This window comes from Paraburkholderia sp. Ac-20342 (genome assembly GCF_017104985.1).
Taxonomy (GTDB): domain Bacteria; phylum Pseudomonadota; class Gammaproteobacteria; order Burkholderiales; family Burkholderiaceae; genus Paraburkholderia.
The window spans coordinates 1-24,398 of sequence record NZ_JAAGPQ010000037.1 but is presented as its reverse complement, the minus strand read 5'-3'; the positions used below and the strand labels follow the sequence as shown (position 1 = coordinate 24,398).

Genomic DNA, 24,398 nt, shown 5'->3' with positions numbered 1-24,398 from the left:
AACCAGAAGCAACGGGGTTTCAGATGGATCTATCGACCGAGCGGTACGAAGAAATCGTTCACCTGCTATACGAGGCAGTCACGGAACCCTCAGGATGGCCAGGCTTTTTTACGTCACTCGGTGAGGCTATCGAAGCCAGCGCGGTTTACATAAGTGACATGCCGCGCGATTCGCGTGAGCACATTGCATTGCATGACCGGCCCCAGCGAGTCGCGACGGTAATGGACATGATGGTCAAAACGGAAAGAACGACTCCGGCGAGGACGTCGGCGAGATCATGCCCGCCTTGCGTCGGCGTGGACGCAGTGAGTATCAGATCGAGAAGAGTCACGAGCCAGAACAGGCATCGAATCCGACGAAGCGAGTCAACAAATATGACGGCCAACGCCGTGTGAAAAGGCGGCAGCGATACCCGTTTCGCACAACAGCTCGACCGGTACTCAACGGACACGCTTCGTGCGAAGAGGCCGGCAAAGATTACTCGACACACCTGAACCTGCCCCTTGTTATGATTCATCGATTACCAATCAATGAATCGTTACCGCCATGCCTATTCCCGGGTTTCAGGAACTCATGCTGCCGCTGCTAAAGCTAGCTGCCGATCAGAAAGAGCACCGACTACGTGACGCCACCGAAATGCTGGCAATTGCGTTTGGATTGACTGACGACGAGCGGAACAAAATGCTTCCTAGCGGCACATTCCCTGTGTTCGACAACCGCGCGGGTTGGGCACGCACCTACCTGAAACAAGCCGGACTGCTTGAATTGCCGAGGCGTGGTTATTTCAGGATCACACCTCGCGGACTCGAAATGCTCGCACAGCAGCCTGCGAGGATCGACATCCCGTTGCTGAATCAATTCCCGGAGTTTGTCGCCTTTCGACAGAAGCGAGTTGACTCAACCCAGAATGAGCCGAGTACCGACCCGCTGGTTCAGGACGCGCCTACCCCGGCTGAGACCACGCCGGAGGAATTGTTTGCTCAGGCGTATCAGCAGTTGCGATCCAATCTTGAGGCGGAACTGCTCGACCAGATCAGGAACGCGACGCCCGCGTTCTTTGAGCGTCTGGTCATCGATCTTCTGGTAGCAATGGGGTACGGCGGTTCGCGCCAGGACGCGGGAAGCGTTCTTGGTCAGAGCGGTGACGGGGGCATCGACGGAACCATCAAGGAAGACAAGCTCGGCCTCGATGTGATTTACGTGCAGGCCAAGCGCTGGGACAGCACGGTTGGACGCCCCGAAATCCAGAAATTCGCAGGCGCCCTGCAAGGCCAGCGAGCCAATAAAGGGGTATTTCTCACCACGTCGAACTTCAGCCGTGAAGCCCGTGATTACGCAAGCGTTATCACATCGAAAATCATCCTCGTGGATGGCGCTCTGCTGGTGAAGCTCATGGCCGATCATGGCGTGGGAGTGTCGACCGCCAGCACCTACGAGATCAAGAAAATCGATACGGACTATTTCGAGGGCGATTCGATCTGAACGCAGAAGGCCCCGTTCAATCCCCCCATGAAGCCACAATGCTCGGCGATCGAAAACCAAAGCCAGCAAAATCACAAGCAATGACAGCATGAGCACGCCGAGCCGTGACCGTCTCCACGCCAGCGCCCAAGCGACACCCCTGCCCAAACCACCAAAATCCCTGTAAAATCGCGCATTCTGCGGGCGTCGTATAATGGTAATACCCTAGCTTCCCAAGCTAGAGCCGTGGGTTCGATTCCCATCGCCCGCTCCACGCTTGATTTCCATGATGTTCCAGTGACTTCCGTAAGTGCCTTGAATTCAAAGGGTTTTTTGACCATTTGAGTTCCACCAAGAATCATACGGAGCCACCAACAGCCACCCGGTTTAAGTACATAATTGAGTACAAAAATGGGGGTTGGGAGCATTCCCCATTGTTTGTGGAAGCGTGAGCGACAGAAGAACAGCATCGCCCTGAACGATCAGCTTCAGGAGTTCGATGATATGTCTCTTACCGATTTCGCCATCCGTGGCGCCAAAACTTCTGGCAAACCCTACGATCTTCGCGACACACTCGGCTTGTGTCTTCGGGTCTCGCACGCAGGTGGACGTTCCTGGCATTTCCGCTACTACTGGGCAGGCAAGCAAAAGCGCATCTCCTTCGGCAGTTATCCGGAAGTGTCTCTGCAGCAGGCGCGCTCGATGCGCGACGAAGCTCGCTCGCAGCTTGCCAAGGGCATCAATCCGCACCTTGAACGCAAGTTGAAGCAACGGGCCGTGCGCCTGGCCAGCGACAACACCTTCTCCGCTGTCTTCGAACAATGGTTGGCCCATCGGTCGATTGTCTTGCCTGACGGCCGGCAGAGCACGCTCTCGCAGATTCGTCGGGGTTTCCACAACGATGTTCTGCCATTGCTGAAGTCGCTCCCAATCTATGACGTGACACGCGGGCATCTGCTTGAAGTCATCCAGCGGATCGAAGCCCGCAAGTCGTACTCCGTGGCAGAGAAGGTGCGTACCTGGTTTACCCAGATGTTCCGCTTCGCCCTCGTCGTCATCCCCGATCTGGAAAAGAACCCGGCCACCGATCTGGATGTCGTTGCTATACCGTTGCCTCCGGTTGAACACAATCCGTTCCTGCGTATGGCCCAGTTGCCCGCGTTCCTTCAAACCCTGCGCAAAGGGCCAGTCCGGCAACAAACTACCCTGGCGATGCGTCTGCTGCTGCTGACTGGCGTGCGCACCGGGGAACTGCGTTCGGCAACCCCCGATCAATTCGATCTGGACCAGTGTGTCTGGAACATTCCACCAATCGCGGTGAAGCAACTGAAGAACAGGATGCGCAAGGAACGGCGTCGCCCAAGCGACGTCCCGGCTTACGTGGTTCCCCTGTCCGAGCAAGCGCAGGAAATCGTTCGCTACCTCCTGGCCCAGGTCAAGCCTGCACAACGGTACCTGTTCCCGCACGTCAGCGATCTGAAGCTGCGCATGAGTGAAAACACGGTCAATATGGCGATCAAGCGTCTGGGTTACGACACGTTGCTCACTGGTCACGGAATGCGCGGCACGATGTCCACGGCGCTCCACGAGATCGGCTATCCCAAGCCCTGGATTGAAGCGCAGCTCTCACACGTTGATCCTAACCGGGTGGCGTCGGCCTACAACCACGCAGAATACGTCGAGCAGCGACGTGTGATGATGCAGGACTGGGCTGATCGTCTAGATCTGCTCGAACAGGGAAAGCTCGAGGCGGCCAGCACAACACTGACCGTTCACTTGAGCGGCGTGCCGTTCATGTCACCGGACGCTATGGCGGGAGGTCACTTGCAGGCACATCTGGCACCGCCTGTATTGCTGGTCTCAAAACCCGGGAACGACGTCATCGATCTCGTCGACAAAAGCCAGCGCCTGTCGGCTGTAGATGTGCCCCAGTATGCCCAGCCTGTTCCGACTGATCAGCATCGCGAACGCATGCAGCTTCTGGAGAAGTTCGAGGCGTCGCACAACGTGGTCGTTGCCGACTACGCCAGGATGGCAGGAAAGTCACGACGCTGGATCAGCCACGAAGTTCGCGAGGGAAAACTGCTCGCGCTCACGATAGGCAACAAAGGTCAGCGGATTCCCGTTTGGCATCTGGAGCCAGTCAAACACCAACTGATCAATATGGTGATGCGCAATGAACCGGGTCGGGACGGTTGGCAAATCTATGATGCCCTGTTGACGCCGCAGGAAGAACTGAAGGGTCGCAACGCGATTGAGACAGTGAACTATCGCAATATGCAAAGCATGCTGCATTTGATTCGTGCGACGCTCTATGCAGCAGACCTCAACGTAACAGACGTATACGCTATCGCCTAGCAGGTCTGCCAGATTGAGGAAGTTTCGGATAGCCGGAAGATTGCCTGCGACGGCGCGCAGGCAATCCAAGGTCACCGCCCCATCGGTGATTGTGCCCAACCATTGCTCAAATGCATCGATGGTCAGTGCCACATCACCCGGTTGGATGTGGTTGAGCAGAGCGACTGTGATAAGACGGACAGAAGATGCAGAAGGTTAATGTGCTTGGTTTGCCATACGAGCCCCTGGGGCTGAGCACCTACGATCATTGCTTGCAGTAAAGGAATGACCAGCAAAAAGTGCTCAGTAGATGTGGACGTGTATGGAATTCTCCAAGCACAAGCGTGCAGATTTGCGGGTGATTTGAATATGGGATCAATCTGAAAAGCCGTTCGGATCGTCTAATAACTGTATGAAATTCGTTTAAGAGCTGTAGTTGCAAAGCAGTTCATAACGCGCCGACCTTGCGCCGGAACGTTACGGCTGTTGATTTGCACCGAATCCTGACCCACGAATTGCATTGAATTCTGACCCACCCGTTGGAGCAGCTTTGCGGGTTATTCAGTGGGTATTTGGGTCTTCTTTCTCTCCTTCTTCGGTTGTGTCGTGCTGTTTCTGAAACGGTAGCTATCGTTGCCTGTTTCTACAATATGGCAATGGTGCGTAAGCCGGTCGAGCAGCGCCGTCGTCATCTTTGCATCTCCAAACACACTGGCCCACTCAGCGAAGCTCAGGTTGGTGGTGATGATGATGCTGGTTCGTTCGTAGAGCTTGCTGAGCAGGTGGAACAGCATGGCACCGCCGGTCTGGCTGAACGGCAGATAGCCGAGTTCGTCGAGAACCACAAGATCGGCATACATGAGTCGCGTGGCGAGCTGTCCGGGCTTGCCCACGAGCTTCTCCTGTTCGAGCGCATTGACCAGCTCGATGGTGGAGAAGAAGCGCACGCGGCGTCGATGGTGCTCGAGAGCCTGCACACTGATCGCGGTTGCCAGATGGGTCTTTCCAGTGCCAGGTCCACCTACCAGAACGATGTTGTGCGCGGAGTCGATGAACTCACACTTGTACAACTCGCGCACCAGCGCTTCGTTGGCGTCGCTGCAACTGAAGTCGAAGCCGCCGATGTCGCGATACGCCGGGAAGCGTGCCGCCTTCATCTGATACGCGAGTGAACGCACTTCGCGCTCTGCGATTTCCGCCTTGAGCAACCCGGCAAGCACAAGCGAAGCTGACTTGTAGGCCGGCGAGTCCTGCGCGGCGAGCTCGCCTAACGCCTGTGCCATACCGTGCAGCTTAAGTGACTTGAGCATCTGCATCATGACGTCAGGCTGCATGATCGTCCTCCCGATTCCTCAAACGGTCGTAGCGGCCCACGTTGGCCTGTGGCTCAACCTTCAGTGCGAAGGCCTGTGGCGTCTGCAGCGGCGGCACTGGCGGACTGTCGAGCAGCCGGCTCAGGATGTTCAGCACCGTCTGTTTGTTCGGTGCGCCGGCCTCGAACGCCAGCTCGACTGCTGCAAGCACCATCTGTTCGTCGTGCAGCAGGACCAGGGCCAGAATCTCCACCATCTCCCGGTCGCCACCGGGGCGCTTGAGCAGCACGCCCTGCAGCTTGCGGAATCCGGCTGGAAACTCGGCGAAGGGTGCACCGTTGCGAAGCGCTCCCGGCTTGCGCTGCAAGACTGCCAGGTAGTGACGCCAGTCGTAAATGGTCTCGCCGCGGTCGTGGCTGCGGTTGATACGCCGCTCGTGTTCGGCAATCACCTGGCCTTCGGCGACGAAGACGAGCTTCGCGGCGTAGACGTGCAGACTGACGGGTCGGTTGGCGAACGACGCTGGCACGCTGTACCGGTTGCGCTCGAAGTTCACCAGGCAGGTTGGCGAGACGGGTTTGCTGTGTTCGACGAAACCATCAAACGGCTGGCCCACCGGCATCAGGTGTGGCCGCTCGGCCGACCAAGCCTCCCAGATCGTCATGTCCTGCTCCGGATGTCGGGTCTGCTGCCACAGCAGCACGCACTGGTCGGCCAGCCAGTCGTTGAGTGCGGCGAGTGAACCGAACGTCGGCACCTTCTGCCAGAGCCGGTGACGGCTGTCCTGGACGTTCTTCTCGATCTGCCCCTTCTCCCACCCCGAGGCGACGTTGCAGAACTCGGCGTCAAACAGGTAGTGGCTCACCATTGCACTGAACCGCGCGTTGACTTCGCGCACCTTGCCGGGACGCACCCTGTCGACGGCGGTCTTCATGTTGTCGTAGATGCCGCGGCGTGGAATGCCGCCCCACGCAACGAACGCATGATGGTGAGCGTCGAACAGCATCTCGTGAGTCTGCAGCAGATAGGCTCTCAGGAAGAAGGCTCGACTGTGGCTGAGCTTGAGTTGCGCGACCTGCAGCTTGGTGCGCTCGCCGTTGATGACGGCCCAGTCCTCGCTCCAGTCGAACTGGAACGCTTCGCCTGCAGCAAACCGCAGGGGAACGAACGTCCCGCGCCCGGTCGTCTTCGCCTGCTCGCGCTGCTCCTGTCGCCAGCGCCGGGCAAATGCCGCGACCCGGTCATAGGAGCCGGTGAAGCCCAGTGCACAGAGGTCCGCGTGGATCTGCTTGAGGGTTCTGCGCTGTTTGCGGGGTCGCGTCGCCTCGGTCTTCAACCAGCCAGCAAGCTTCGCAGCGAACCCGTCGAGTTTGCTGGGGCTGTGACGTTCGGGATAGGCGGGCAGGACCGTGCCGGCCCGTATGTAACGCCTGACCGTGTTTCTGGACACGCCCAGCCGTTTGGCAATCTCGCGCAACGAGACATGATCGCGAAAGTGCCAGCGTCGGATGATGCTCAATATAGCCACGTCGATCACTCCGTTCCCCCGCCCGTTGCCGAGCAGGTCAGTGTTCTACGTGGGTCAAGATTCGATGCAAATTACTGCAGAGGGTGGGTCAGGATTCGGTGCAAATCAACAGTCCCAGGCCTGGCTGCGCCGCCATGCGACTGCGCTGCGCGAGCGCGGCGCGGTCGGCCTGGTGGTCAACGTGCAGACCATGCAAGGCCTGGAGCGGCTGCGTGTCTTGGCTCCTGGTGTGCCACTTGCGCCCGTGGCTGGCGACGACCTGGCCGATCGCCTGGGCCTGCGGCACTACCCAGCGCTGATAACCGCCACCGGCATCGAGCAATGAAGCCATGTCAGGGAAGCAACCCGTCGAGGTTTTGTTGCGTCCAGCGGTAGAGCTATATACCGTCGCAGCGTGTGCAGGCGCCGCGTTTCTGTCTCTGGTGGCCCCATGGTCGCTCGCACTGAGCCCTGCCATGGGGGTCGGCAGTGCACTGGCATTTTTCGCCTACGGCGCGATCCGCTACAGCGATGCCCGCGTCATCCTGCGCTACCGGCGCAATATCCGCCGTCTGCCGCGATACGTGATGACCAGCAAGGACGTGCCGGTCAGCCAGCAGCGGCTGTTCGTCGGGCGGGGTTTCCTGTGGGAACAGAAGCACACCCATAGGCTGATGCAGACGTACCGGCCGGAGTTCCGCCGCTACGTCGAGCCGACGCCTGCCTACCGACTGTCGCGGCGGCTGGAGGAACGGCTGGAGTTCGCGCCGTTCCCGCTGTCCCGGTTGCCTGCGCTCACCGGCTGGGACGTGCCTTTCAACCCGGTGCGGCCGCTGCCGCCCGTGGGTGGCCTGCCGCGGCTGCACGGCATCGAACCCGAGGAGGTAGACGTCAGCCTGCCGCTGGGCGAGCGTGTCGGGCACTCGCTGGTGCTGGGCACCACGCGCGTGGGCAAGACGCGGCTGGCCGAACTGTTCGTGACCCAGGACATCCGGCGCGTGAACGCGGCGGGCGAGCATGAGGTCGTGATCGTCATCGATCCTAAGGGCGATGCGGACCTGCTCAAACGCATGTACGTCGAGGCCAAGCGTGCGGGGCGCGAAGGCGAGTTCTACATCTTTCATCTCGGCTGGCCGGAGATCAGCGCCCGATACAACGCGGTGGGCCGCTTCGGGCGCATCTCGGAAGTCGCCACCCGCATCGCTGGGCAACTCTCCGGCGAAGGAAACAGCGCGGCCTTCAGGGAGTTCGCTTGGCGCTTCGTCAACATCATCGCCCGCGCTTTGGTCGAGTTGGGGCAGCGTCCGGACTACATGCTGATCCAGCGGCACGTCATCAACATTGATGCGCTGTTCATCGAATACGCCCAGCATTTTTTTTCCAAGACGGAGCCCAAGGCCTGGGAGGTGATCGTCCAGATCGAGGCAAAGCTCAATGAGAAGAACATCCCGCGCAACATGATCGGGCGCGAGAAGCGCGTGGTGGCGCTCGAGCAGTACCTCTCGCAGGCGCGCAACTACGATCCGGTGCTGGACGGCCTGCGCTCTGCCGTCCGCTATGACAAGACATATTTCGACAAAATCGTCGCCAGCCTTCTGCCTCTGCTGGAGAAACTCACCAGCGGCAAGATCGCCCAGCTTCTGGCCCCGAACTACGCCGACTTGGGCGACCCGCGGCCGATCTTCGACTGGATGCAGGTCATCCGAAAGCGTGCGGTGGTCTATGTGGGCCTGGATGCGCTGTCCGACGCCGAAGTCGCCGCAGCCGTCGGCAATTCCATGTTCTCCGATCTAGTGTCGGTCGCTGGGCACATCTACAAGCACGGAATCGACGATGGCCTGCCCGGCGCTTCGGCTGGTTCGCGCGTGCCGATCAACGTCCACGCCGACGAGTTCAACGAGCTGATGGGCGACGAGTTCATCCCGCTGATCAACAAGGGCGGCGGCGCCGGGTTGCAAGTCACCGCGTACACCCAGACGCTTTCGGACATTGAGGCCCGCATCGGCAACCGTGCGAAGGCAGGCCAGGTGATAGGTAACTTCAATAACCTGTTCATGCTACGGGTTCGGGAAACGGCGACTGCTGAACTGCTGACCCGACAACTGCCCAAGGTCGAGGTCTACACCACGACCATCGTTTCCGGTGCGACCGATAGCTCGGACATTCGCGGAGCGACAGATTTCACGTCGAATACCCAGGACCGCATCAGCAGTACCAGCGTGCCGATGATCGAACCGTCGCACATCGTCGGCCTGCCCAAGGGCCAGTGTTTTGCGCTGCTGCAGGGCGGTCAGCTTTGGAAGATCAGGATGCCGTTGCCGGCCCCGGACCCGGACGAAGTGATGCCGGCGGACTTGCAGCAACTGGCCGGCCACATGCGGCAGAGCTACAGCGAAGCCACGCAGTGGTGGGAGTTCACCAGCTCCCCGGTTTTGCAGGACGCGGCCTTGCCTGACGACCTGCTGGACGATGCCGCTGCGATCGGGACTCACGTAGTAGCCAACACCGCCGGCCACAGTGCTGCCGATGAGGCCGCGCCATGAAAGATGCCGCCTCGACCGCGCAACGGGAGCAGAACCAGCGCCAGGGCCTGATCCTCGGCACCATCACCTTGCCGTTCCGGCTGCTTGGAGTGTTGATCGGCTCGTTGCTGTTCTCGATCGTGATTGAGTGTGTCGGTATGCACCTGTTCTGGCAGGACCAGGGTTGGCGCCATTCCCAGGAGATGTTGCAGTACGAACTGGGGCACCTGTCCAGCCATTTCACGCGCAGCATGGTCGTGCAAGAACCGGGGCGCACGGCGCGCACGCTGGTGGATACCGGCTACGAATGGGTGTTCGTGCGATCAGGGCTGCTGGAGCGCATGAGCCGGACCGCAGAGCGCGCTCGCGCACCCAGCCATGAGCAAACCCGGAACTTCCAGTACTACATCAGCCAAGTCTATGTTTGGGCCGAGAGCTACCTGATCGCGGCGGCCTTCACCACGCTCACCTTCCTAGTGCGCCTGCTGGTCTTGGTGCTGACGCTTCCGCTGATTTTTACGGCAGCGTTCGTCGGGTTGATCGACGGCCTGGTACGGAGGGACGTACGCCGATTCGGCGCAGGCCGCGAATCCGGCTTCGTCTACCACCGTGCGAAAGCCAGCCTGATGCCGTTGGCCGTGCTGCCCTGGGTCACGTACTTGGCATTGCCGATCTCAGCGCACCCGCTTCTGATCCTGCTGCCGAGCGCCGCCTTACTGGGATTCGCGGTGAGCCTGACTGCAGGGAGCTTTAAGAAGTATTTATAGCCTTACTCCAACAGTAGCGCCGGCAGGTCGATAGTCAGTCTCTCTTACCGAAAGAGGCGGCACATCCGGGCCACTGCATTCGCTGAAACTGTCGGCAGACAAATTTGTGCGCGTGCCGCGCTCCTCAGCTTAACAGCGCCCTAGCCCGGCCCATAAATCCGGTTAGGTCGGCATTCTGATTGATTGCAGCGCCTCAGGCCATTCTGCAGGAACCTTTCGCCATTCCTCCTCAACTCGGAATAGCGAACATGTTTTTCCTCTTCTGCCACCGCTGGACGTTAGCGCTCGTGCTGGCTGGCTTTTCCTCGGTGGCATGTGCCGGTGAGGCAGAGCAGCGTGCCGAGTTGGCAGTGCTGGTACGTCAACTCGACGGACTGGAGCGTCAAGCTGAGCGAGGTGCAGCGATAGCCGAGTCGACCGGCCAACAAGACGGAGTTCGCTACCACTTCGACTACGCCCGTTTGCGTGAGGACGTTCGCCGCGTCCGGACGGGCATTCAGGACTACCTGACACCGCAGCGCGCACAACCGCGCGATCCGGTCGAGCTCATGGGGAACTACCGCAATGATGTCAGCAGGCGGGAGGCGCCGTGAATGCAGCTCAGGATGCGGCCTTCCAGGCCAACAGTGGCATCACTGCGCATGATCTCTCGATCCTGCTTCTGGGCATGCTGTTCGCCCTGCTTCTGGTGTGGGGAGTCTGGGCGATGCGCACCGCCTACGTCGGATGGGTGGAGCAGCGTATCAATCAGCGTCAGTTCATTGCGGTGCTCGTGCGCTTTTTCTCCGTGTACATCGTACTGGCTTTCCTGCTTCTTCGGTAACTCTAAAAAGGCGTTGGATATGAAGTTCAAACAATCCTGTGTATCGACTCGATCTGTTCTCCTGGCTGCCCTGGCGAGCACGCCGCTTTCTGCCATTTCGGCTGGACTTCCCAAGATGGAAGATCCTTCCCGCGGCCAGGGCAGCGGCATTCTGCAGACACTGCAGAATTACGGTTACGACATCATCATGTTGGTTGCGCTGATAGTAATTGCGGCAATGTTTCTTGGCGTCTGCTATCACGCGTACACCCGTTATTCCGAAATCCACACGGGTCGGGCCACATGGGGACAATTCGGCCTGTCGGTGGCTGTGGGCGCCATGCTCCTGGTCATCGGCATCTGGCTGCTGACCACGGCTACGGGCGTGTTGTGATGGCGAGCCACGATCAGGAAGGCACCGTGCAGTTCCTGCCACACCGGCTGAATCGCCAGCCGGTTGTGGTCCGTGGACTCACCGCTGACGAGCTCTGGATCTGCGCAGGCTTGTCTGGCGCCGCAGGCCTGCTTCTGGGCATTCCGCTGGCTTGGCTCGCATCCAGCATTGCGTTGATGCCCACGATGATTGTGGCTGGAATCGCAGCAGGCGTGTTCATCGGTGGTGGCCTCCTGCGGCGTCTGAAACGTGGACGACCTGAGACATGGTTGCATCGCCAGATCCAGTGGTATCTGGCTCAGAACTTTCCAGCACTGGCCACACGCCCAAGCCGCGGCAGGCTCATTACGCGTTCCGGGTACTGGAGCACGCAGCGAGGTAAGTTATGAGCCGTTTCAAGAACGAGGTCGCCCATCTGACGTCGCATGTGAAGACGCTTCGGTTTGGCGCCGGTGCGCTGTTCGTTCTGGCACTGGTACTCGGAGGAGGGTGGTGGAGCGCCCCTCGCGACCTGACCATTCATGTACCCCCGGACCTGCGTTCGGGCAGTACTAGAAAATGGTGGGAAGTGCCACCAGAGTCGGTCTACGCATTCACCTACTACATCTTTCAGCAGTTGCATCGGTGGCCCGCCAATGGCGAGCAAGACTATGCCCGCAACCTCAATGCACTTTCACCATATCTGACACCCGGTTGCCACGCATATTTGCAGCAGGACCTGGATACTCGCCGCGCCGCTGGCGAACTTCGCCAGCGGGTACGGGGTGTCTACGAAATTCCGGGGCGTGGATATGGCGACGATCCGACAGCGCGCGTGAAAGCGCTCTCCGATAGAGACTGGATTGTCACGCTGGATCTCAACGCCGATGAGTACTACGGCTCGGAGCCGGTCAAGCGAGCATTGGTGCGCTACTCGGTGAAAGTCACCCGCTCGGACCAGGATCCGGAACGCAATCCGTTCGGCCTGGTTCTCGACTGTTACAGCCAGCCTCCGCAACGCATTTCCGCGCCTGTCACGGTCGCCCCGGCCCCGGCCAAGGCATTGTCCATTGAAGGAGCCACGCCATGATGCGTCTGCTCGCCCTCCTTGCTCTTAGCGTGCCGGTCGCCGCGCAGGCTGTTGAAATCCTGCGCTGGGAGCGCATGCCACTCGCTATTCCGTTGCTGGTGGACCAGGAGCGTGTCGTGTTTATCGATCGCAATGTACGGGTTGGCATACCGGCAGAGCTTGATGGCAAGCTGCGTGTTCAGAGTGCGGGTGGCGCGATCTACCTTCGAGCCAGCGACGTTATCGAGCCGTCGCGTCTACAACTGCAAGACGCCGACACGGGGGCGCTGATCCTGTTGGATATCGAGGCCAAACCGGCGGCAAAAAACCAGTCTACGTTGGAGCCCGTGCGTATCGTCGAAGGAGACGGAGCACCCAAGCGCTACGGAACCGCCGACCGCTCCGCGCGTAGTGAAGATGGAGAGGCAAGCGAAGCTCCATCGAATCCATCAAAGGAAACACCCGTCCCAGTGGTGCTCACCCGTTATGCCGCACAGAACCTGTTTGCGCCTCTGCGCACGGTAGAAGCCGTAAGCGGCATAGGCCGCGTTAACGTTCGTCGTGACTTGTCGCTGCGCTCGTTGCTGCCATCGTTGCCCGTGCAGGCACGCGCGTTGGCGGCCTGGCGCTTGGAGGATTTCTGGGTAACGGCTGTGCGCCTGCGCAACACCACGTCCAACGTGTTGTCGCTCGACCCCCGCGTACTCCAGGGAGACTTCGTGACAGCAACCTTCCAGCATCCTGACCTTGGACCTGCCGGACAAGCCAGCGATACCACGGTGGTCTATCTGGTAACCCGCAGGCATGGCCTGGCTGAATCGCTGCTACCAGTGCTCAGTCCGTTCGACGCCTCACTGAACCTGACGGCGCCCGATGCAGGAGACCGCCATGAAAAGTAACCGTCTCTTGAAGTGGCTGGTTCTCCCTCTCGTGCTACTGGTGCTGTTTGTGGGCATCAAGCTGTTTAGCGGCGGCGATCACGCCAGCAAAGTGGCTGACAGCGGGCCACGCCTGACCCCGGACGAGATGAAGGCGCTGGGGATAGAAGGCGACACGCCCCGTGATACCGTCGCTACCCTGGTCGGCCAAGTCAAACAGTTACGCACTGAGCTTCAAACCGCATTGGGCGACAACAAGCAGCAGAAAGAGGAAACCGAGCGCCTGCGCGCGCGTGAAGCGTCGATCGAGCAGAGGATACAGGGCGCACTCGAGACGGAGCGCCGGCGTCTACAGGAAGACCGTGCGGCGCTCGAAGGTGAAAAGAGCCAGACCGCCAGCGTTCTACAGGATCTGCAACGGCGTATGGACAGCCTTGGTAGCGCAGGTAGCAATCCGTCTGACTTGCCTGTCGGCCTGGGTCTGGACACCAGTGATGGGAAGAGCTTTATCGATGGCATGCGCTGGGTTGAGCCAGATGACGCGCGTCCCGCCGAAGGTTCCGCTGGTCGCGGTGCAGCCGGCAAATCATTAAGTTTCCCTACGAGCTTCGGCCCCGCTCAGACAGCTCTGGAACAACCGGGAGAAACCGTTCGCCATCGAGATCGCGATCTGGACCAGGCGAGTCGGCTCAAGCCGGTCTACACCGTTCCATCGAACTCGACGCTGATGGGCTCGATCGCCATGACAGCGCTGATCGGTCGAGTGCCGGTGGACGGCACGGTGAACGACCCGTTTCCATTCAAGGTTCTGATCGGCCCGGAAAATCTCACCGCCAACGGCGTCGATCTGCCTGAGGTGGCAGGCGCCGTTGTCAGCGGTACAGCCTCCGGCGACTGGACGCTGTCGTGCGTGCGGGGAAACATTCGTTCGCTGACTTTCATATTCAAGGACGGGACGGTGCGCACGGTGCCTGGATCCGGCCGCAATGACCGCGATGAAGATGACACTGGAAACACTCAGGGCGCGAGCGGTGTGACCACAGACGGCAGCCTCGGGTGGATCAGCGACCCTTATGGTATTCCGTGCGTCAGCGGCGAACGCCGCAGTAATGCTCAGCAATATCTGGGCACGCAGGCACTGATCACGGCCGCTGGTGCCGGCGCAGCCTCTCTCATCAAATCTGACAACGGTAACGTCGCCATGGTGGCCGGGAGCAATGGCCAGTTGGGCACCGTCGGTATCTCAGGTAACGAAGCGATGGGTCGCATTCTCGCCGGTGGCGTTCAAGAAATGTCGCAGTGGGTCAACAAACTGTACGGTCAGGCGTTCGCCGCTGTGTATGTGCAGCCCGGAGCCAAAGTCGCCGTTCATCTGGAACGGTCCATCAATATCGACTACGCCCCCAAGGGGCGCCGCGTCGACTATAGCGCAGGAGGTTCCCATGTTCTGGACCTGGACTAAATACGTGGGGGTGCTTTTCGCAGTGGCACTTCTGGCTGGCTGTGCCACCGACAAAGAGAAACTGCTGCCTCATAACGGCAGCACCATGCTGGATATTTGGGATTATGAGACAGCCGGATCTGCCACAGGCAGCCAAGCGACACGCCGGTTACTGGACGCGCGCCAGCAGTTGCGGCGACCGCTGCTGGAGCAGGGCTCTGTCATCGACGGCAGGACCTATACGCGCACCGCTCAGAACGAGATCAATCGCCAGTTCCATCGGCTGCCGAACCCGGACCTGGTCATGTATGTGTTCCCGCATTTGGCTGGAACCGATCCTGTTCCGGTTCCTGGCTACAGCACGGTGTTTCCCCTTTACCAGCGCGTGCAGTACGCGCTACCGGGCGAGCGTACGGAAGACTATTAATTCTCATTCTGTATGAGCGCTCAACGGCGTGGTGGAGCCCCTTCACACTGGGTCCGCGAGCGCAGTCGATATTGAATCTGAAAGAAAACGGGAGGTTTCATGCTGCTCCTATTTGAACTGGATCCTCGAATCATTCATCACATCGTGTTTAGACTGTCCCGCGCTGCGCATCTGCTACTGATATGACATCGTGTACGTTGCCAGGCCATTCACCCTACCCGGCGTGATCGTTCCTGTGCGGACGTAACGTGCGATAATCGTGAAGATATAACCACTACTCCCCGGCCTGGTCGCGGTGTTAACCAGATGAATTTGATTCGCTGTTCCTGCGGCTGACGAATCGGGACCAAACGAGATGAGCTTCGCGCCCTCATCAGGTGTTGCTATAACGAGTTGCAAGGCCACACCCTTTGCCGTTGAATCGTCTTCAGCGTCTACTAGTGTCAGCTTGTCAGATCTGTTACCCGGATTAGTTGAGTCGGTGAACGTAGCAAACATATTTGGGCGGGCGTCACCGCAGTCCACGTTCAACAGCCTTGCTTGGCCTCCTGCGTTCGAACCAATGGTCGGCAGGTCCTTCGAGTCGACCGCCTGTAGCTGGAAACTCAAGGCTGCGTTGGCTGGGTTGATACTGCATGTAGTGGCGCCCGATATCGTTCCACTTCCCAGATACTGAACAACAGATGGGCCACCAGACATGCACCCGAATGCCCCCAGCGTTAGCTTTATGTATGGCAAGCTACCCACGTTCCCGGAAGCAGCCCCCCCATTTTTGAGGGGAACCAGTGTAGCTGAAATTTTTATGGGGTAGCTACCTTTGTTCCTCCCAGGATCTGACAATGTACCTAAAGAACCAGAAACAAGTGGTTTGAGATCATTCACATCTCCCCCTAGTACTCTTGTCATCTTCAACAATACGCCAATGCCACTAAGGCCTGTCTTGAATACGCCCTCAGCAGAACCAGTGCCCGTGACAGGGATGCTGCCAATCTCTATATACCTATTAATATTGCAGGCCACGTCTTGACCAAGGGTCACCTGGAAGGTCTGCTCAACTGTCGGGCCATAAGGGTTAGGGTTATCACGCCCCATCGTTATAATGGACGGAAAATTCAGGGTAGGAGGCGGATTTGGAGTTATCGAGATAAGGTCCGCCGCGAAGCTCCCATTTCCGGCCATCAGCAATACGAGTAGCGCTACAGCCTTCGCCCCGAAACCTATCGGAGCCTTTACACATGGATTCAGCCACGCACGTACAGCACCTGTGACATTATCTGCCTTATCAAGAATATTGAACATTCCCACTCCACTCCAAGAAACCGACACTTCCGTTATAAAACGGCGCATCTCATGAAATCTATCTCTGTGACCAGGCGCCAAGCTGCACGCGCTCAGTCAACTACCGACATGAGCCAGGACGTGCTATCGCCGGTATCGTTGGACAGTGTTCTGCCCCGTTCGCACATTTATTTCGTATTTCACTGCACAGCATCGACGTTGAGGGAATCCGCCTTCATTGGGATTGCTCCCTCGGCAACGCAATGTCCCTCCACCAACGGATACGCTGACTGCGGCTTACCCGTCGGCTGCGGCAACACATAATCGATCCGGCACTGCTCGGACCCTGCCGTGCCCCACTTCACGAACAGTGAACCCTGGTCTTCCACCCCGCGCGCAAAAATGCGACTGTCCTGCGCGACGACGCCAACGGTCTGTCCACTGCTATCCACCACATCAGCGCCGAACGGCAGTGGCTTGTCATCGGCTCGTGGCGCACGGATCAACGCTGCACGGCCACTCACCGTCTTATACTTGAGCATCACCACCGAGCCGAGTCGTGGCACGGCCTGTTCTGAAGTCGACTGGAATTCGACATCGGTTGAGGTCCCCTTCGGGTCGACGTCGATCGTGTTGATGTGGTAAGGGTCTAGGTACGGGACCACAGCGTAGCCGCGTCCGTCGATCTTGCCCCCCGCAGCGCCAGTAACGCCAGCTCCCTCCGCGCCTGGCGCTTCGATCACGCCAAAGGTATCGCCGACCATCTGCGACAACGTCACCCCACCAGGATGGACGACCACCGACCCGCTGATGCCTGCCGACACCTGGCTCGACCCGGTGCCGCTACTTGCCGAAGCTTGCAGCTCCGCATACGGTGCGCGGTACGTACCGCTGACCCCGGCATTGGTCGAACTGCTGCCGTTCCCAAAAGCTCGAGTACCGTAAACGTTGTAGGAGTACTGATTGCTGTCGCCCAAGGAACCGCTCAGGTTGGTCTGTACGTTAGTGTTGTCGCCCGATCTCGAGATATTTGTCGACATCAACGGTGCGCGAGCGCCACGACCTAACGGAATCGACAATGTGATCATGTACTGATCAGACACCGATCCATTTAAGTTGCGCGCGCGTCCGGCACTCAGGCTGTATGAGCCGTACTTGAAACTGTTGCTGTAGCCTGCCTGATAGAAGGTGTCGTTGCCGCTACGATTCCAGTACTGCTGCGCCGATGCATTCAAAAACAGATTACCGTAACTGCCCAAACTCTGGTTGAGTATCAGCTGAAAGCGGTTCTTCTGGCGATAAACTGAATTGATGTCGTGGCCGCGGGCCGCCAGATCGCGCACTGATGCTGCGTCCGACAGACTCATAAAATCCGACGTCGAATAGCGATAAGCCGCCACCGCAAAATTAGTACCGGTCTGATCCCAGAACTTGTTGTAGCCGAAGCGTAAGCTGGTGCCACGCATGGAACTCTGACCAGGGACCTGTGTCTGCGCTCCGGTCACATCGGCAGAAAGCGCACCCAACCCGGTGTTGAGTGCCACGCCCAGGTTTGCAGACTGATAGCCGGTAGCGACGATACCGCCACCGTACGCAGTCAGCATGTTCGTCAAACCGCGCTGTAGCGTAAATTGCGCGAAATTCGGCTGTCTGTCGAGACTGTTATTCCGCAACTGACCCGCAGTCACAGAGAAGCGCGTAACTCCCGGCCGCAACGACTGCGCAACAGACGCATACGGCACAGTAAAGGTCCTGGTCCGACCACTTGCTTCGGTGACAGTAACATCGAGATTTCCTCCATATCCTGTAGCGTAGAGGTCTGTGATCTCGAATGGTCCCGGTGACACACTGGTTTCGTAGATAAGCTGATTATTCTGCCTAATTGTCACGCGCGCATTCGACTCAGCCGTTCCGCGCACGACCGGTGCGTAGCCGCGCAGCGAGTCTGGCAACATGCGGTCATCTGTCGCGATCTGGACCCCGCGAAACTGCACACTATCGAACACGTCCCCAGTGGTATACCCATCACCCAGCGTTATCTGGGACTTGAGTGCGGTGAGGTCACGCTGGACATATGTGGCGATATTATCGAACTGCGTACCTCGGCCAGTCGCCTGCGAGGCGGACGAGCGGTGACGGAAATGCCACGAACCAATGTTCACGCCGGAGTTCAGGCCCAGATAGCTCTGCGTCGAATTCATGCCTGAACCACTCGTGCGATACGTGTTCGCACTGTAGCTGACAAACCCCGCGTTCACACCATCCTCCCACATCTCCGGCGGCACATAACCTCGCGCAGCATTACGCATGTACTTCTGCGGTACGCTGAGCATGAGTTTCTGCTCCGAGAACTCAAAGTCGATCGACGCGTTTGGCACCAGCGCCGTGAGATCGACGCATTCATCTGCAGTGGCAACGCCTGATTCCCCCGCCTGCCTGGCATGCAATCCAGGTGTACTGGAGTCCGTATCGGGCGAGGATGACTTGACGCTGCTGTCCGCACGCACCCTGGCGAAGTCGACGCCAAGCTTCTCCAGCATCTGGTAGCTCAGACAGGCATGCACACCTTGCCCACCGCCTGTTGTCACGAAACTCACTGGCTCGTGTGCGACGCGAATATCGTTCACGAGAATGTCGACAGGATAAATACCCGGAGAAGGGGAGTTCCCTCGTGAAAATCGTGAGATGTCCACCGGTTGCGTCGGATCCATGCGCAAAAACGTCGTATCAAACTGCGCGGTCGCAACAGTGGCAGTTTCCTCAGCCCTTACGTCAATGGACTGAACGCCTCCGACGACCGAGAACACTGATGCCGCAACTGCAGCAATAGGATTTGACTTGAACCAGACATGGACGTCGCGGCGACAAGCTTTATATTTCAGACGAGGTGGGCTCTTCATCATTTGAATAAATCCGACATCTTTAATCGGCACGTGTCGCCCCGCACGTTGCCTGTGCAAGGCACTCCAACTAGGAAAACCTTCGGGTTGTGCCAAAGATCTGTTTGGTCTCCGCCGGATTACGGGCCGAGCGTCGCGTCGCCAGCGATGGGACCGCCGAAGTCACTGATTGCGATGAAGTGAACCTTCGCGCCGGCGGATGCCCCATTCATCTTGTCGATAGGCAGAACTTCGGTCGCGTACGGAGCAACCATGCCACCCCGTTCGTTTTTGAACGTGTGACCTCCGCTTGCGACATCGACTTCACTAAACGACACGTAGTAGGGTGTCGGATTCGTTACGCTCACTGCCTGGCCCTTGCCATCAGGCGAAGCTGCAATCTTCCAGCTGAGTTGTGCTGGTGCATCCTCTGGGATGCCCGGCAATTTTGAAGGGCGCACGAATATCTTGATGCGGGTGCGGTACGCCAGTTGGAGCGTATTGGTGTCGGCGGTCGCCTCGACCTTCGGTGGAATGTCCAGCACGTTGAGCCAGAAGACCGACTCACGATCTTGCGGCAGTGCTTCACCGCTATACGTGACGCGTAACGTCTGCGATTTCTTCGGGTCCATACGGAAGATCGGCGGTGTAATGACGAATGGCACCTTGATCTCATCAGGTTTTGCGTTGGCATTGCCGTCGTCGATCCACACCTGTACCAGCGACGGCTCACTGCTGTCGTTGTTTAGCTTGACCGAGACTTCACGTTGCTCAAGCGGATACACGATGCGTGTACCGCTGATCGTCACGCTTGCCTGTGCACCGCAAACGAGCAGCGTACCGGCAAGAGCAATCACCGTAGTCATTTGCCTAAACAACTTCATCACAAGCACCTTTGATTTTTCGTTCGGAAAAAAGCTGCGGGAAGACGCCCACTCATGCGGGCGTCTTCGTTCAACGATTACAGATAATTCATCGAGAACTGCACGGTTGATTGCACGGCACCGGGACCTGCCGTGCCCGTCGCGTAGTAGCGTGCGTAGTACTGCAGCGTGGCAAGACCGCCCGTAATGGTGGCGCCGTTGGTCGCCACTTGGTTGTTCGAGTTGGTCAGAATATTGATCGGCTGGAAGGCGCCGTTCAGCAGCTCGACTTGCACGTTCGGTGCGGCGCCAGTGCTGGCCATGTTCAACAGACGGCCACTTGTTTGATCGACAGTCGCGCCGTTCTCGAAAGTTGCGATTGCCTTGGCTCCGCCCGTGCAGCCCGACAACGCGAATTTCAAGTCAGCAGCCTTCGACATACCAGCAGTCTGGCCCGTCGCAGCCAGTGCACCGGCTGATACCGGGTCGAGCGTGATCGTCTTATTGGCGGCGCCACTCGCATTTCCGTCGATCGAACACGTGTGACTCGTGACAGAGCCGTTGATGGTAATCGTGCCGTCTGCGGCGTATGCGCCGAGCGACGTAAGGCCAAACAGACTGCCGACTGCGAGAGCCGGGAGAATTGCTTTCATTTTCATGTTCCATACTCCAAAGTTTAGAATTAATTTTGCTGCTTCTCGGCCTAATTGCGATCTTCCGCCACACTTACACCTGCGTCAGGCATCGGTAGTCGTCGTTAAATTATTTAGATAGCCTCAAGGCAGCTGGCCAAGCTTATTAAAGGTGCAAGGGGATTGATATAGGACCAGAACTAAATTGACCTTCAGCATGAGCATTCAGATTGTTCCAATTAATTTTTCCCGAAATTGCTATCTATCTTAAGATTTCTCTGATTCATTTCTCTGAATATAAGGAGGAGCCTTTATATAAAGGCAGGCCATACGGCCCTATGGGATTGCGACGTAGCACCGAAGGCGTCCTCCCCGGAAAAATGAAGCTGATGGAGGCAGTGATGGTGAACGATGCGAACCACACAGCGACAGCCCGGCGAGTCGGATACTCTGCCCATAGAGCGCCTCGAAGATTGTGAGATCGAACCAACGGGAAAGTTGGAACCAGAAATCGACGAAATACAGGGAGAACATAGGCTAAGCCAGCTAAAATGCTGGCAAACGAACCGACGAAATGATGAAGAGAACCCGACGTACGCACTCAGCGGGGTTGAAAGAAAAAGTAGCGCTGACGGCAGTCAAATGCGAGCGGACACTGGCCGAACTGGCGCAGCAGTTCGATGTGCATCAGAACCAGATCATGGAAGGGAAGCGGCAGCTACAGGAGCGTGCTGCAGACGCGTTTGGTGCGACTGGAGCGCCGTCGAGCGAGGCGCCGGTGGACGTGAAAGCGCTGCACGAGAAGTTCGGACAGTTGACGCAGGAGGACAATTTAGTGTCAGGAGCGCACGGCAACGCCGGACTGCTGAGCGCAAAGCGATGATTGATCTACGCATGTGCTGCCGGTTTCTCGACAGGCGCGACTAGTTTGCATCGCGAGGTCGAGCGCATATTACCGGGTGCAGCCAGTCAGCGAGACCGATCAGTTGCTGATACGGCGAATCGACGAACTGCACATCGAGTTTCCGCTGCAGTGATCGCGTTGCGACCCACGCGCACCCGCGCGAAGAACTTGACGCCCGCGCCCCGTCGCCATCGCAAAGGTAGCTCAGGAGATTCGCCTTCAGCCGGCACCGACGCGCGCATTCTTCGCGTCGCTGAAATCCATGCCTGAGTGTGTTTTATCGATTGACGCGACCTGCCGCATCCGGCCGGTTCGAACCTGCTTGAGCCGACTCAAGCAGGCGACCGCTCGCCCGCGATGAATGCGAGGTACCAGGAGAGTGCTTCTGTCATGCCGCGCCGGAGATCGAACAGCCCTGAGAAGCCAAGCTCCCGTACCGCCTTCGCGATGTCGGCCTGCGAATGGTGCACGTCGCCCGCGCGGAACGACTGGTAGACCGGCTGCTTCGCGTAGTGAACGCCATGCGTGGCGAGCCCGGCCTGGATGATCGAGAACAGGTCGTTGAGCGTGGTGCGGCCACCCACCGCGACGTTGTAGACGTCGCTCGCGGCGAGGTCTTCCTTCAACGCGGCGCGCAGGTTGGCCTGCACGACGTTGCCCACGTAGCAGAAGTCGCGGCTCGTTTCGCCGTCCCCGTTGATCTGCACGTCGTCGCCCGCCAGCATCGCCGCGATCCATTTGGGGATCACCGCGCCATACGCGCTGTCCGGATCCTGGCGCGGGCCGAACACGTTGAAGTAGCGCAGGCCGATCGAATGAAAACCGTAGGTGCGCGAATAGACGCTCGCATAGAGTTCGTTGACGAGCTTCGTCACCGCATACGGCGAGAGCGGATTGCCGATGCGCTCCTCGCGCTTCGGCAGATTGGGTTCGTCGCCGTAGGTCGAGCTCGACGCGGCATAGACGAAGCGCCGCACGCCGGCCTGGCGCGCGGCGTCGAGCATCGACAGAAAGCCGGACACGTTGACGTCGTTGGTCGTTTTGGGGTCCTTCACGGAGCGCGGCACCGAGCCCAGCGCCGCCTGATGCAGCACGTAGTCCACGCCGGCGACCGCCTTTGCGCACGAGTCCGCGTCGCGAATGTCGGCCTCGTGGAACGCGAACCGGCTCCAGGCCGCCTCGCCGACCCGCTTCTTCACTTCGTGCAGGTTGTGCCAGTGGCCGGTGGCGAAAATATCGAGGCCGCGCACGTCCTGCCCGAGCAGCAGCAAGGTCTCGACGAGATTGGAGCCGATAAACCCCGCGGCGCCGGTGACGAGCCAGCAATAGCGCTTTTCCTGCAACAAGGTTCGCAGCCCATCCTGCGTCCCGTCCTGTAGCCATGACGGCAAGCCGGCTTGCGCCGCGGTTTCGTTCTGTTTCATGTTTGCTTCTCCACGTTCTGCGTAATCTTCCGCGTAATCGTTAGTGAACCCAATCAACCCTTGTCCGTCGCCGCATTCGAGCGATCGGCCGCCACCACGTGCCGCCAGAGTCCGCCGCTCAGGCGCAGGTTTTCCGGCTGCCCGGCGAGATGGCCGCGCAGATGCGCGAGCCATTCGTGCTGCCATCGCGCGACGTAGTCTTCGAGCGATTCGCCGTCATGCGGCTCGGAGAGCCGTTCGAGCGTATGCACGATGCGGCCCCGCTCCCATCTGGGCGCATAGAAAACCGAGGGCAGTCCGAGGCGGTAGCTGGCGCGCGCGGCGAAGCTCGACCATGTGATCTCCTGGCTCTCGAACGGCACGCGCGCCGCGGCTGGATTGAGCGCGCCATCCACGGCGAGACACACGGCATGTCCTTCCTGCAGCGCCTTGAGGCTGGCCTTCACGACCTGCACTTCGGTCCTGTCGCTCGTCGAGATCAGCGAGCGGGCGTAGTGGCTGCGGCTGATACTCGGCGTCGATGCGACCCAGCGCGACGGAATGTCGAGCAGATCGAGCGCCATCAGGCCGCCGTACAGCGGCCCCACGTGGGCCGTGGCGAGCACGAAGCCGCGTCCGCCCTCGCACAGCGGCTCGAAGAACTGCTCGGCCTCGTCGAGGTTCGCGAGCAGCTCCATCGCTTCTTCCGCGCGATCCTCGCGGCATTCGAGCCAGTCGAGCAGCAGGTGGTCGGCGAGATAGCCCCATTGCGCCGCACGTTCCCAGTCCTCGCGCGACAGCGCTTGTGTCGCCGCTTGCGCCGCAGGCTGTGCCGCCGCCGGCTCCGCGCCGGCTTCGCCGCTCGCGCCGCGCAGCGCCCAGGCCCAGTCGAGCCGCGCGCGCGGCACCGTGATCGTGTTGGCGTCAGCATCGATCCGCGCGAACGCCTGCTCGAAGGTGGCCGGCAAGCCGGCCGCACGGCGATGGATAAACGCGTCGAACAGGGTGGCCGCCTCGTCCATGCGGCCCGCCTGGGTCAGCGCGCCGGCCGCCGCGCGCTGCCAGCGCGCGTGCTCCTGATTCGAGCGGGCCAGTTGCAGATACTGCTCGGCCGACGCCGCGTGATCGCCGGAATGGCGCAAGGCGCGCGCGTACATCGCCCGCACGTGTTCCAGCCCCGGCGCGAGCGCGGCGCTTTTCTCGAGGAACGGCACCGACTCCGCAAAGCTCCCGGCACGCAGGAGCGTTTCGCCATAGAGCGAATTGAGCCGCAGATCGTCCGGCGCCATCCGGACGCCCGCGGCGAGATGTTCGAGCGCGGCGACGAGGCGGTCGTCGTGCGTGCCGCGCGCGAGGTGCGCCTGGGCGAGTTGCGAACGCAGCGCCGCGCTGTCGTGTCCGGCACGCAGCGCGTTGCGGCCGACGGAAATCGCCGCGCCGGTCCGGCCGCTGCCGAGCAGCGCCTGCACCGCGACGCTCGCCACCCGGGGATTCGGCGCGTCGATCTTGGCGGCGATGCTGGCCGCGCCGGCCGGATCGCCA

21 protein-coding genes, 1 tRNA gene and 1 pseudogene are annotated in these 24,398 nt (G+C 59.5%); 15 read left to right on the top strand and 8 right to left on the bottom strand.

Annotated elements, in window-relative coordinates; genetic code table 11:
- Nucleotides 1–573: 573 nt before the first annotated feature.
- The 3 genes from G3N58_RS17195 (at nt 574) to G3N58_RS17185 (ending at nt 3,819) form a co-directional block, all read left to right on the top strand.
- The gene (locus tag G3N58_RS17195) at nt 574–1,482 is read left to right on the top strand and encodes a restriction endonuclease (RefSeq protein ID WP_240159168.1); all 909 of its coding nucleotides are present in this window, start codon (nt 574–576) and stop codon (nt 1,480–1,482) included.
- Between the two features lie 179 nt (nt 1,483–1,661).
- A tRNA-Gly gene (locus G3N58_RS17190) sits at nt 1,662–1,735 on the top strand.
- 230 nt (nt 1,736–1,965) lie between these two features.
- Nucleotides 1,966–3,819, top strand: coding sequence for an integrase arm-type DNA-binding domain-containing protein (locus G3N58_RS17185; RefSeq protein WP_205999711.1), 1,854 nt, complete (start codon nt 1,966–1,968; stop codon nt 3,817–3,819).
- Between the two features lie 536 nt (nt 3,820–4,355).
- Here G3N58_RS17185 and istB read toward each other — a convergent pair.
- Both istB and istA read right to left on the bottom strand, forming a co-directional pair.
- Nucleotides 4,356–5,132, bottom strand: coding sequence for an IS21-like element helper ATPase IstB (gene istB / locus G3N58_RS17180; protein WP_205999710.1), 777 nt, complete (start codon nt 5,130–5,132; stop codon nt 4,356–4,358).
- A complete protein-coding gene (istA, locus tag G3N58_RS17175) occupies nt 5,122–6,648 on the bottom strand; it encodes an IS21 family transposase (RefSeq protein ID WP_205999709.1) in 1,527 nt (508 codons plus the stop codon). The genes istB and istA overlap by 11 nt, the downstream gene beginning before the upstream one ends.
- A gap of 88 nt (nt 6,649–6,736) precedes the next feature.
- Here istA and G3N58_RS17170 point away from each other — a divergent pair.
- The 11 genes and pseudogenes from G3N58_RS17170 to G3N58_RS17120 all read left to right on the top strand — a co-directional run.
- Nucleotides 6,737–6,964 (top strand): annotated as a pseudogene (locus G3N58_RS17170) (integrating conjugative element protein); the annotation flags it as partial.
- Nucleotides 6,965–6,968: 4 nt separating this feature from the next.
- Complete coding sequence (gene traD, locus G3N58_RS17165) at nt 6,969–9,161, top strand: type IV conjugative transfer system coupling protein TraD (protein WP_205999708.1); 2,193 nt, start codon at nt 6,969–6,971, stop codon at nt 9,159–9,161.
- On the top strand, nt 9,158–9,907 hold the full coding sequence (locus tag G3N58_RS17160) for a TIGR03747 family integrating conjugative element membrane protein (RefSeq protein WP_205999707.1): 750 nt from the start codon (nt 9,158–9,160) through the stop codon (nt 9,905–9,907). The genes traD and G3N58_RS17160 overlap by 4 nt, the downstream gene beginning before the upstream one ends.
- Nucleotides 9,908–10,155: 248 nt before the next feature.
- A complete protein-coding gene (locus G3N58_RS17155) occupies nt 10,156–10,500 on the top strand; it encodes an RAQPRD family integrative conjugative element protein (protein WP_205999706.1) in 345 nt (114 codons plus the stop codon).
- Entirely contained in the window at nt 10,497–10,730 is a 234-nt protein-coding gene (locus tag G3N58_RS17150; RefSeq protein WP_205999705.1) for a TIGR03758 family integrating conjugative element protein, read from the top strand. Before G3N58_RS17155 ends, G3N58_RS17150 begins: the two co-directional genes overlap by 4 nt.
- 19 nt (nt 10,731–10,749) lie before the next feature.
- Nucleotides 10,750–11,103: a TIGR03745 family integrating conjugative element membrane protein gene (locus G3N58_RS17145; protein ID WP_205999704.1), complete on the top strand. Its 354-nt coding sequence runs from the start codon at nt 10,750–10,752 to the stop codon at nt 11,101–11,103.
- Nucleotides 11,103–11,492, top strand: a complete 390-nt coding sequence (locus G3N58_RS17140) for a TIGR03750 family conjugal transfer protein (protein ID WP_205999703.1) — start codon at nt 11,103–11,105, stop codon at nt 11,490–11,492. Before G3N58_RS17145 ends, G3N58_RS17140 begins: the two co-directional genes overlap by 1 nt.
- Nucleotides 11,489–12,172, top strand: a complete 684-nt coding sequence (locus G3N58_RS17135; RefSeq protein ID WP_205999702.1) for a PFL_4703 family integrating conjugative element protein — start codon at nt 11,489–11,491, stop codon at nt 12,170–12,172. The genes G3N58_RS17140 and G3N58_RS17135 overlap by 4 nt, the downstream gene beginning before the upstream one ends.
- The gene (locus G3N58_RS17130; RefSeq protein ID WP_205999731.1) at nt 12,172–13,050 is read left to right on the top strand and encodes a TIGR03749 family integrating conjugative element protein; all 879 of its coding nucleotides are present in this window, start codon (nt 12,172–12,174) and stop codon (nt 13,048–13,050) included. The genes G3N58_RS17135 and G3N58_RS17130 overlap by 1 nt, the downstream gene beginning before the upstream one ends.
- Nucleotides 13,040–14,491, top strand: a complete 1,452-nt coding sequence (locus G3N58_RS17125) for a TIGR03752 family integrating conjugative element protein (RefSeq protein WP_205999701.1) — start codon at nt 13,040–13,042, stop codon at nt 14,489–14,491. The genes G3N58_RS17130 and G3N58_RS17125 overlap by 11 nt, the downstream gene beginning before the upstream one ends.
- Nucleotides 14,472–14,897: a TIGR03751 family conjugal transfer lipoprotein gene (locus G3N58_RS17120; RefSeq protein WP_205999700.1), complete on the top strand. Its 426-nt coding sequence runs from the start codon at nt 14,472–14,474 to the stop codon at nt 14,895–14,897. The genes G3N58_RS17125 and G3N58_RS17120 overlap by 20 nt, the downstream gene beginning before the upstream one ends.
- 174 nt (nt 14,898–15,071) lie before the next feature.
- Here G3N58_RS17120 and G3N58_RS17115 read toward each other — a convergent pair whose 3' ends face one another.
- The 4 genes from G3N58_RS17115 to G3N58_RS17100 form a co-directional block, all read right to left on the bottom strand.
- Nucleotides 15,072–16,196 (bottom strand): fimbrial protein, encoded by a 1,125-nt coding sequence (locus G3N58_RS17115; RefSeq protein ID WP_205999699.1) that lies wholly within the window; start codon nt 16,194–16,196, stop codon nt 15,072–15,074.
- Between the two features lie 179 nt (nt 16,197–16,375).
- The gene (locus G3N58_RS17110; RefSeq protein WP_346778273.1) at nt 16,376–19,108 is read right to left on the bottom strand and encodes a fimbria/pilus outer membrane usher protein; all 2,733 of its coding nucleotides are present in this window, start codon (nt 19,106–19,108) and stop codon (nt 16,376–16,378) included.
- Nucleotides 19,109–19,194: 86 nt separating this feature from the next.
- Entirely contained in the window at nt 19,195–19,920 is a 726-nt protein-coding gene (locus tag G3N58_RS17105; protein WP_241017143.1) for a fimbria/pilus periplasmic chaperone, read from the bottom strand.
- 95 nt (nt 19,921–20,015) lie between these two features.
- Entirely contained in the window at nt 20,016–20,576 is a 561-nt protein-coding gene (locus tag G3N58_RS17100; RefSeq protein WP_346778272.1) for a fimbrial protein, read from the bottom strand.
- A gap of 547 nt (nt 20,577–21,123) precedes the next feature.
- Here G3N58_RS17100 and G3N58_RS17095 point away from each other — a divergent pair.
- Complete coding sequence (locus G3N58_RS17095; protein WP_205999697.1) at nt 21,124–21,432, top strand: transposase; 309 nt, start codon at nt 21,124–21,126, stop codon at nt 21,430–21,432.
- A 353-nt stretch (nt 21,433–21,785) separates the two neighbouring features.
- On the opposite strand, the gene G3N58_RS17090 is transcribed toward G3N58_RS17095, so the two are convergent.
- Both G3N58_RS17090 and G3N58_RS17085 read right to left on the bottom strand, forming a co-directional pair.
- On the bottom strand, nt 21,786–22,877 hold the full coding sequence (locus G3N58_RS17090) for an SDR family oxidoreductase (RefSeq protein ID WP_205999696.1): 1,092 nt from the start codon (nt 22,875–22,877) through the stop codon (nt 21,786–21,788).
- A 53-nt stretch (nt 22,878–22,930) separates the two neighbouring features.
- Nucleotides 22,931–24,398, bottom strand: a 1,468-nt coding sequence (locus G3N58_RS17085) for a Vi polysaccharide transport protein VexE (protein ID WP_241017142.1), incomplete at its 5' end; no start/stop codon positions are given.

What these genes read in the sequence shown, in the direction of transcription:
- G3N58_RS17195 (WP_240159168.1), top strand. Translation starts at nt 574, where the DNA reads ATGCTGCCGCTGCTAAAGCTAGCTGCCGATCAGAAAGAGCACCGACTA.
- G3N58_RS17185 (WP_205999711.1), top strand. Translation starts at nt 1,966, where the DNA reads ATGTCTCTTACCGATTTCGCCATCCGTGGCGCCAAAACTTCTGGCAAA.
- istB (WP_205999710.1), bottom strand. Translation starts at nt 5,132, where the DNA reads ATGCAGCCTGACGTCATGATGCAGATGCTCAAGTCACTTAAGCTGCAC.
- traD (WP_205999708.1), top strand. Translation starts at nt 6,969, where the DNA reads ATGTCAGGGAAGCAACCCGTCGAGGTTTTGTTGCGTCCAGCGGTAGAG.
- G3N58_RS17160 (WP_205999707.1), top strand. Translation starts at nt 9,158, where the DNA reads ATGAAAGATGCCGCCTCGACCGCGCAACGGGAGCAGAACCAGCGCCAG.
- G3N58_RS17155 (WP_205999706.1), top strand. Translation starts at nt 10,156, where the DNA reads ATGTTTTTCCTCTTCTGCCACCGCTGGACGTTAGCGCTCGTGCTGGCT.
- G3N58_RS17145 (WP_205999704.1), top strand. Translation starts at nt 10,750, where the DNA reads ATGAAGTTCAAACAATCCTGTGTATCGACTCGATCTGTTCTCCTGGCT.
- G3N58_RS17140 (WP_205999703.1), top strand. Translation starts at nt 11,103, where the DNA reads ATGGCGAGCCACGATCAGGAAGGCACCGTGCAGTTCCTGCCACACCGG.
- G3N58_RS17135 (WP_205999702.1), top strand. Translation starts at nt 11,489, where the DNA reads ATGAGCCGTTTCAAGAACGAGGTCGCCCATCTGACGTCGCATGTGAAG.
- G3N58_RS17130 (WP_205999731.1), top strand. Translation starts at nt 12,172, where the DNA reads ATGCGTCTGCTCGCCCTCCTTGCTCTTAGCGTGCCGGTCGCCGCGCAG.
- G3N58_RS17125 (WP_205999701.1), top strand. Translation starts at nt 13,040, where the DNA reads ATGAAAAGTAACCGTCTCTTGAAGTGGCTGGTTCTCCCTCTCGTGCTA.
- G3N58_RS17120 (WP_205999700.1), top strand. Translation starts at nt 14,472, where the DNA reads ATGTTCTGGACCTGGACTAAATACGTGGGGGTGCTTTTCGCAGTGGCA.
- G3N58_RS17115 (WP_205999699.1), bottom strand. Translation starts at nt 16,196, where the DNA reads ATGTTCAATATTCTTGATAAGGCAGATAATGTCACAGGTGCTGTACGT.
- G3N58_RS17105 (WP_241017143.1), bottom strand. Translation starts at nt 19,920, where the DNA reads ATGACTACGGTGATTGCTCTTGCCGGTACGCTGCTCGTTTGCGGTGCA.
- G3N58_RS17100 (WP_346778272.1), bottom strand. Translation starts at nt 20,576, where the DNA reads ATGAAAATGAAAGCAATTCTCCCGGCTCTCGCAGTCGGCAGTCTGTTT.
- G3N58_RS17095 (WP_205999697.1), top strand. Translation starts at nt 21,124, where the DNA reads ATGATGAAGAGAACCCGACGTACGCACTCAGCGGGGTTGAAAGAAAAA.
- G3N58_RS17090 (WP_205999696.1), bottom strand. Translation starts at nt 22,877, where the DNA reads ATGAAACAGAACGAAACCGCGGCGCAAGCCGGCTTGCCGTCATGGCTA.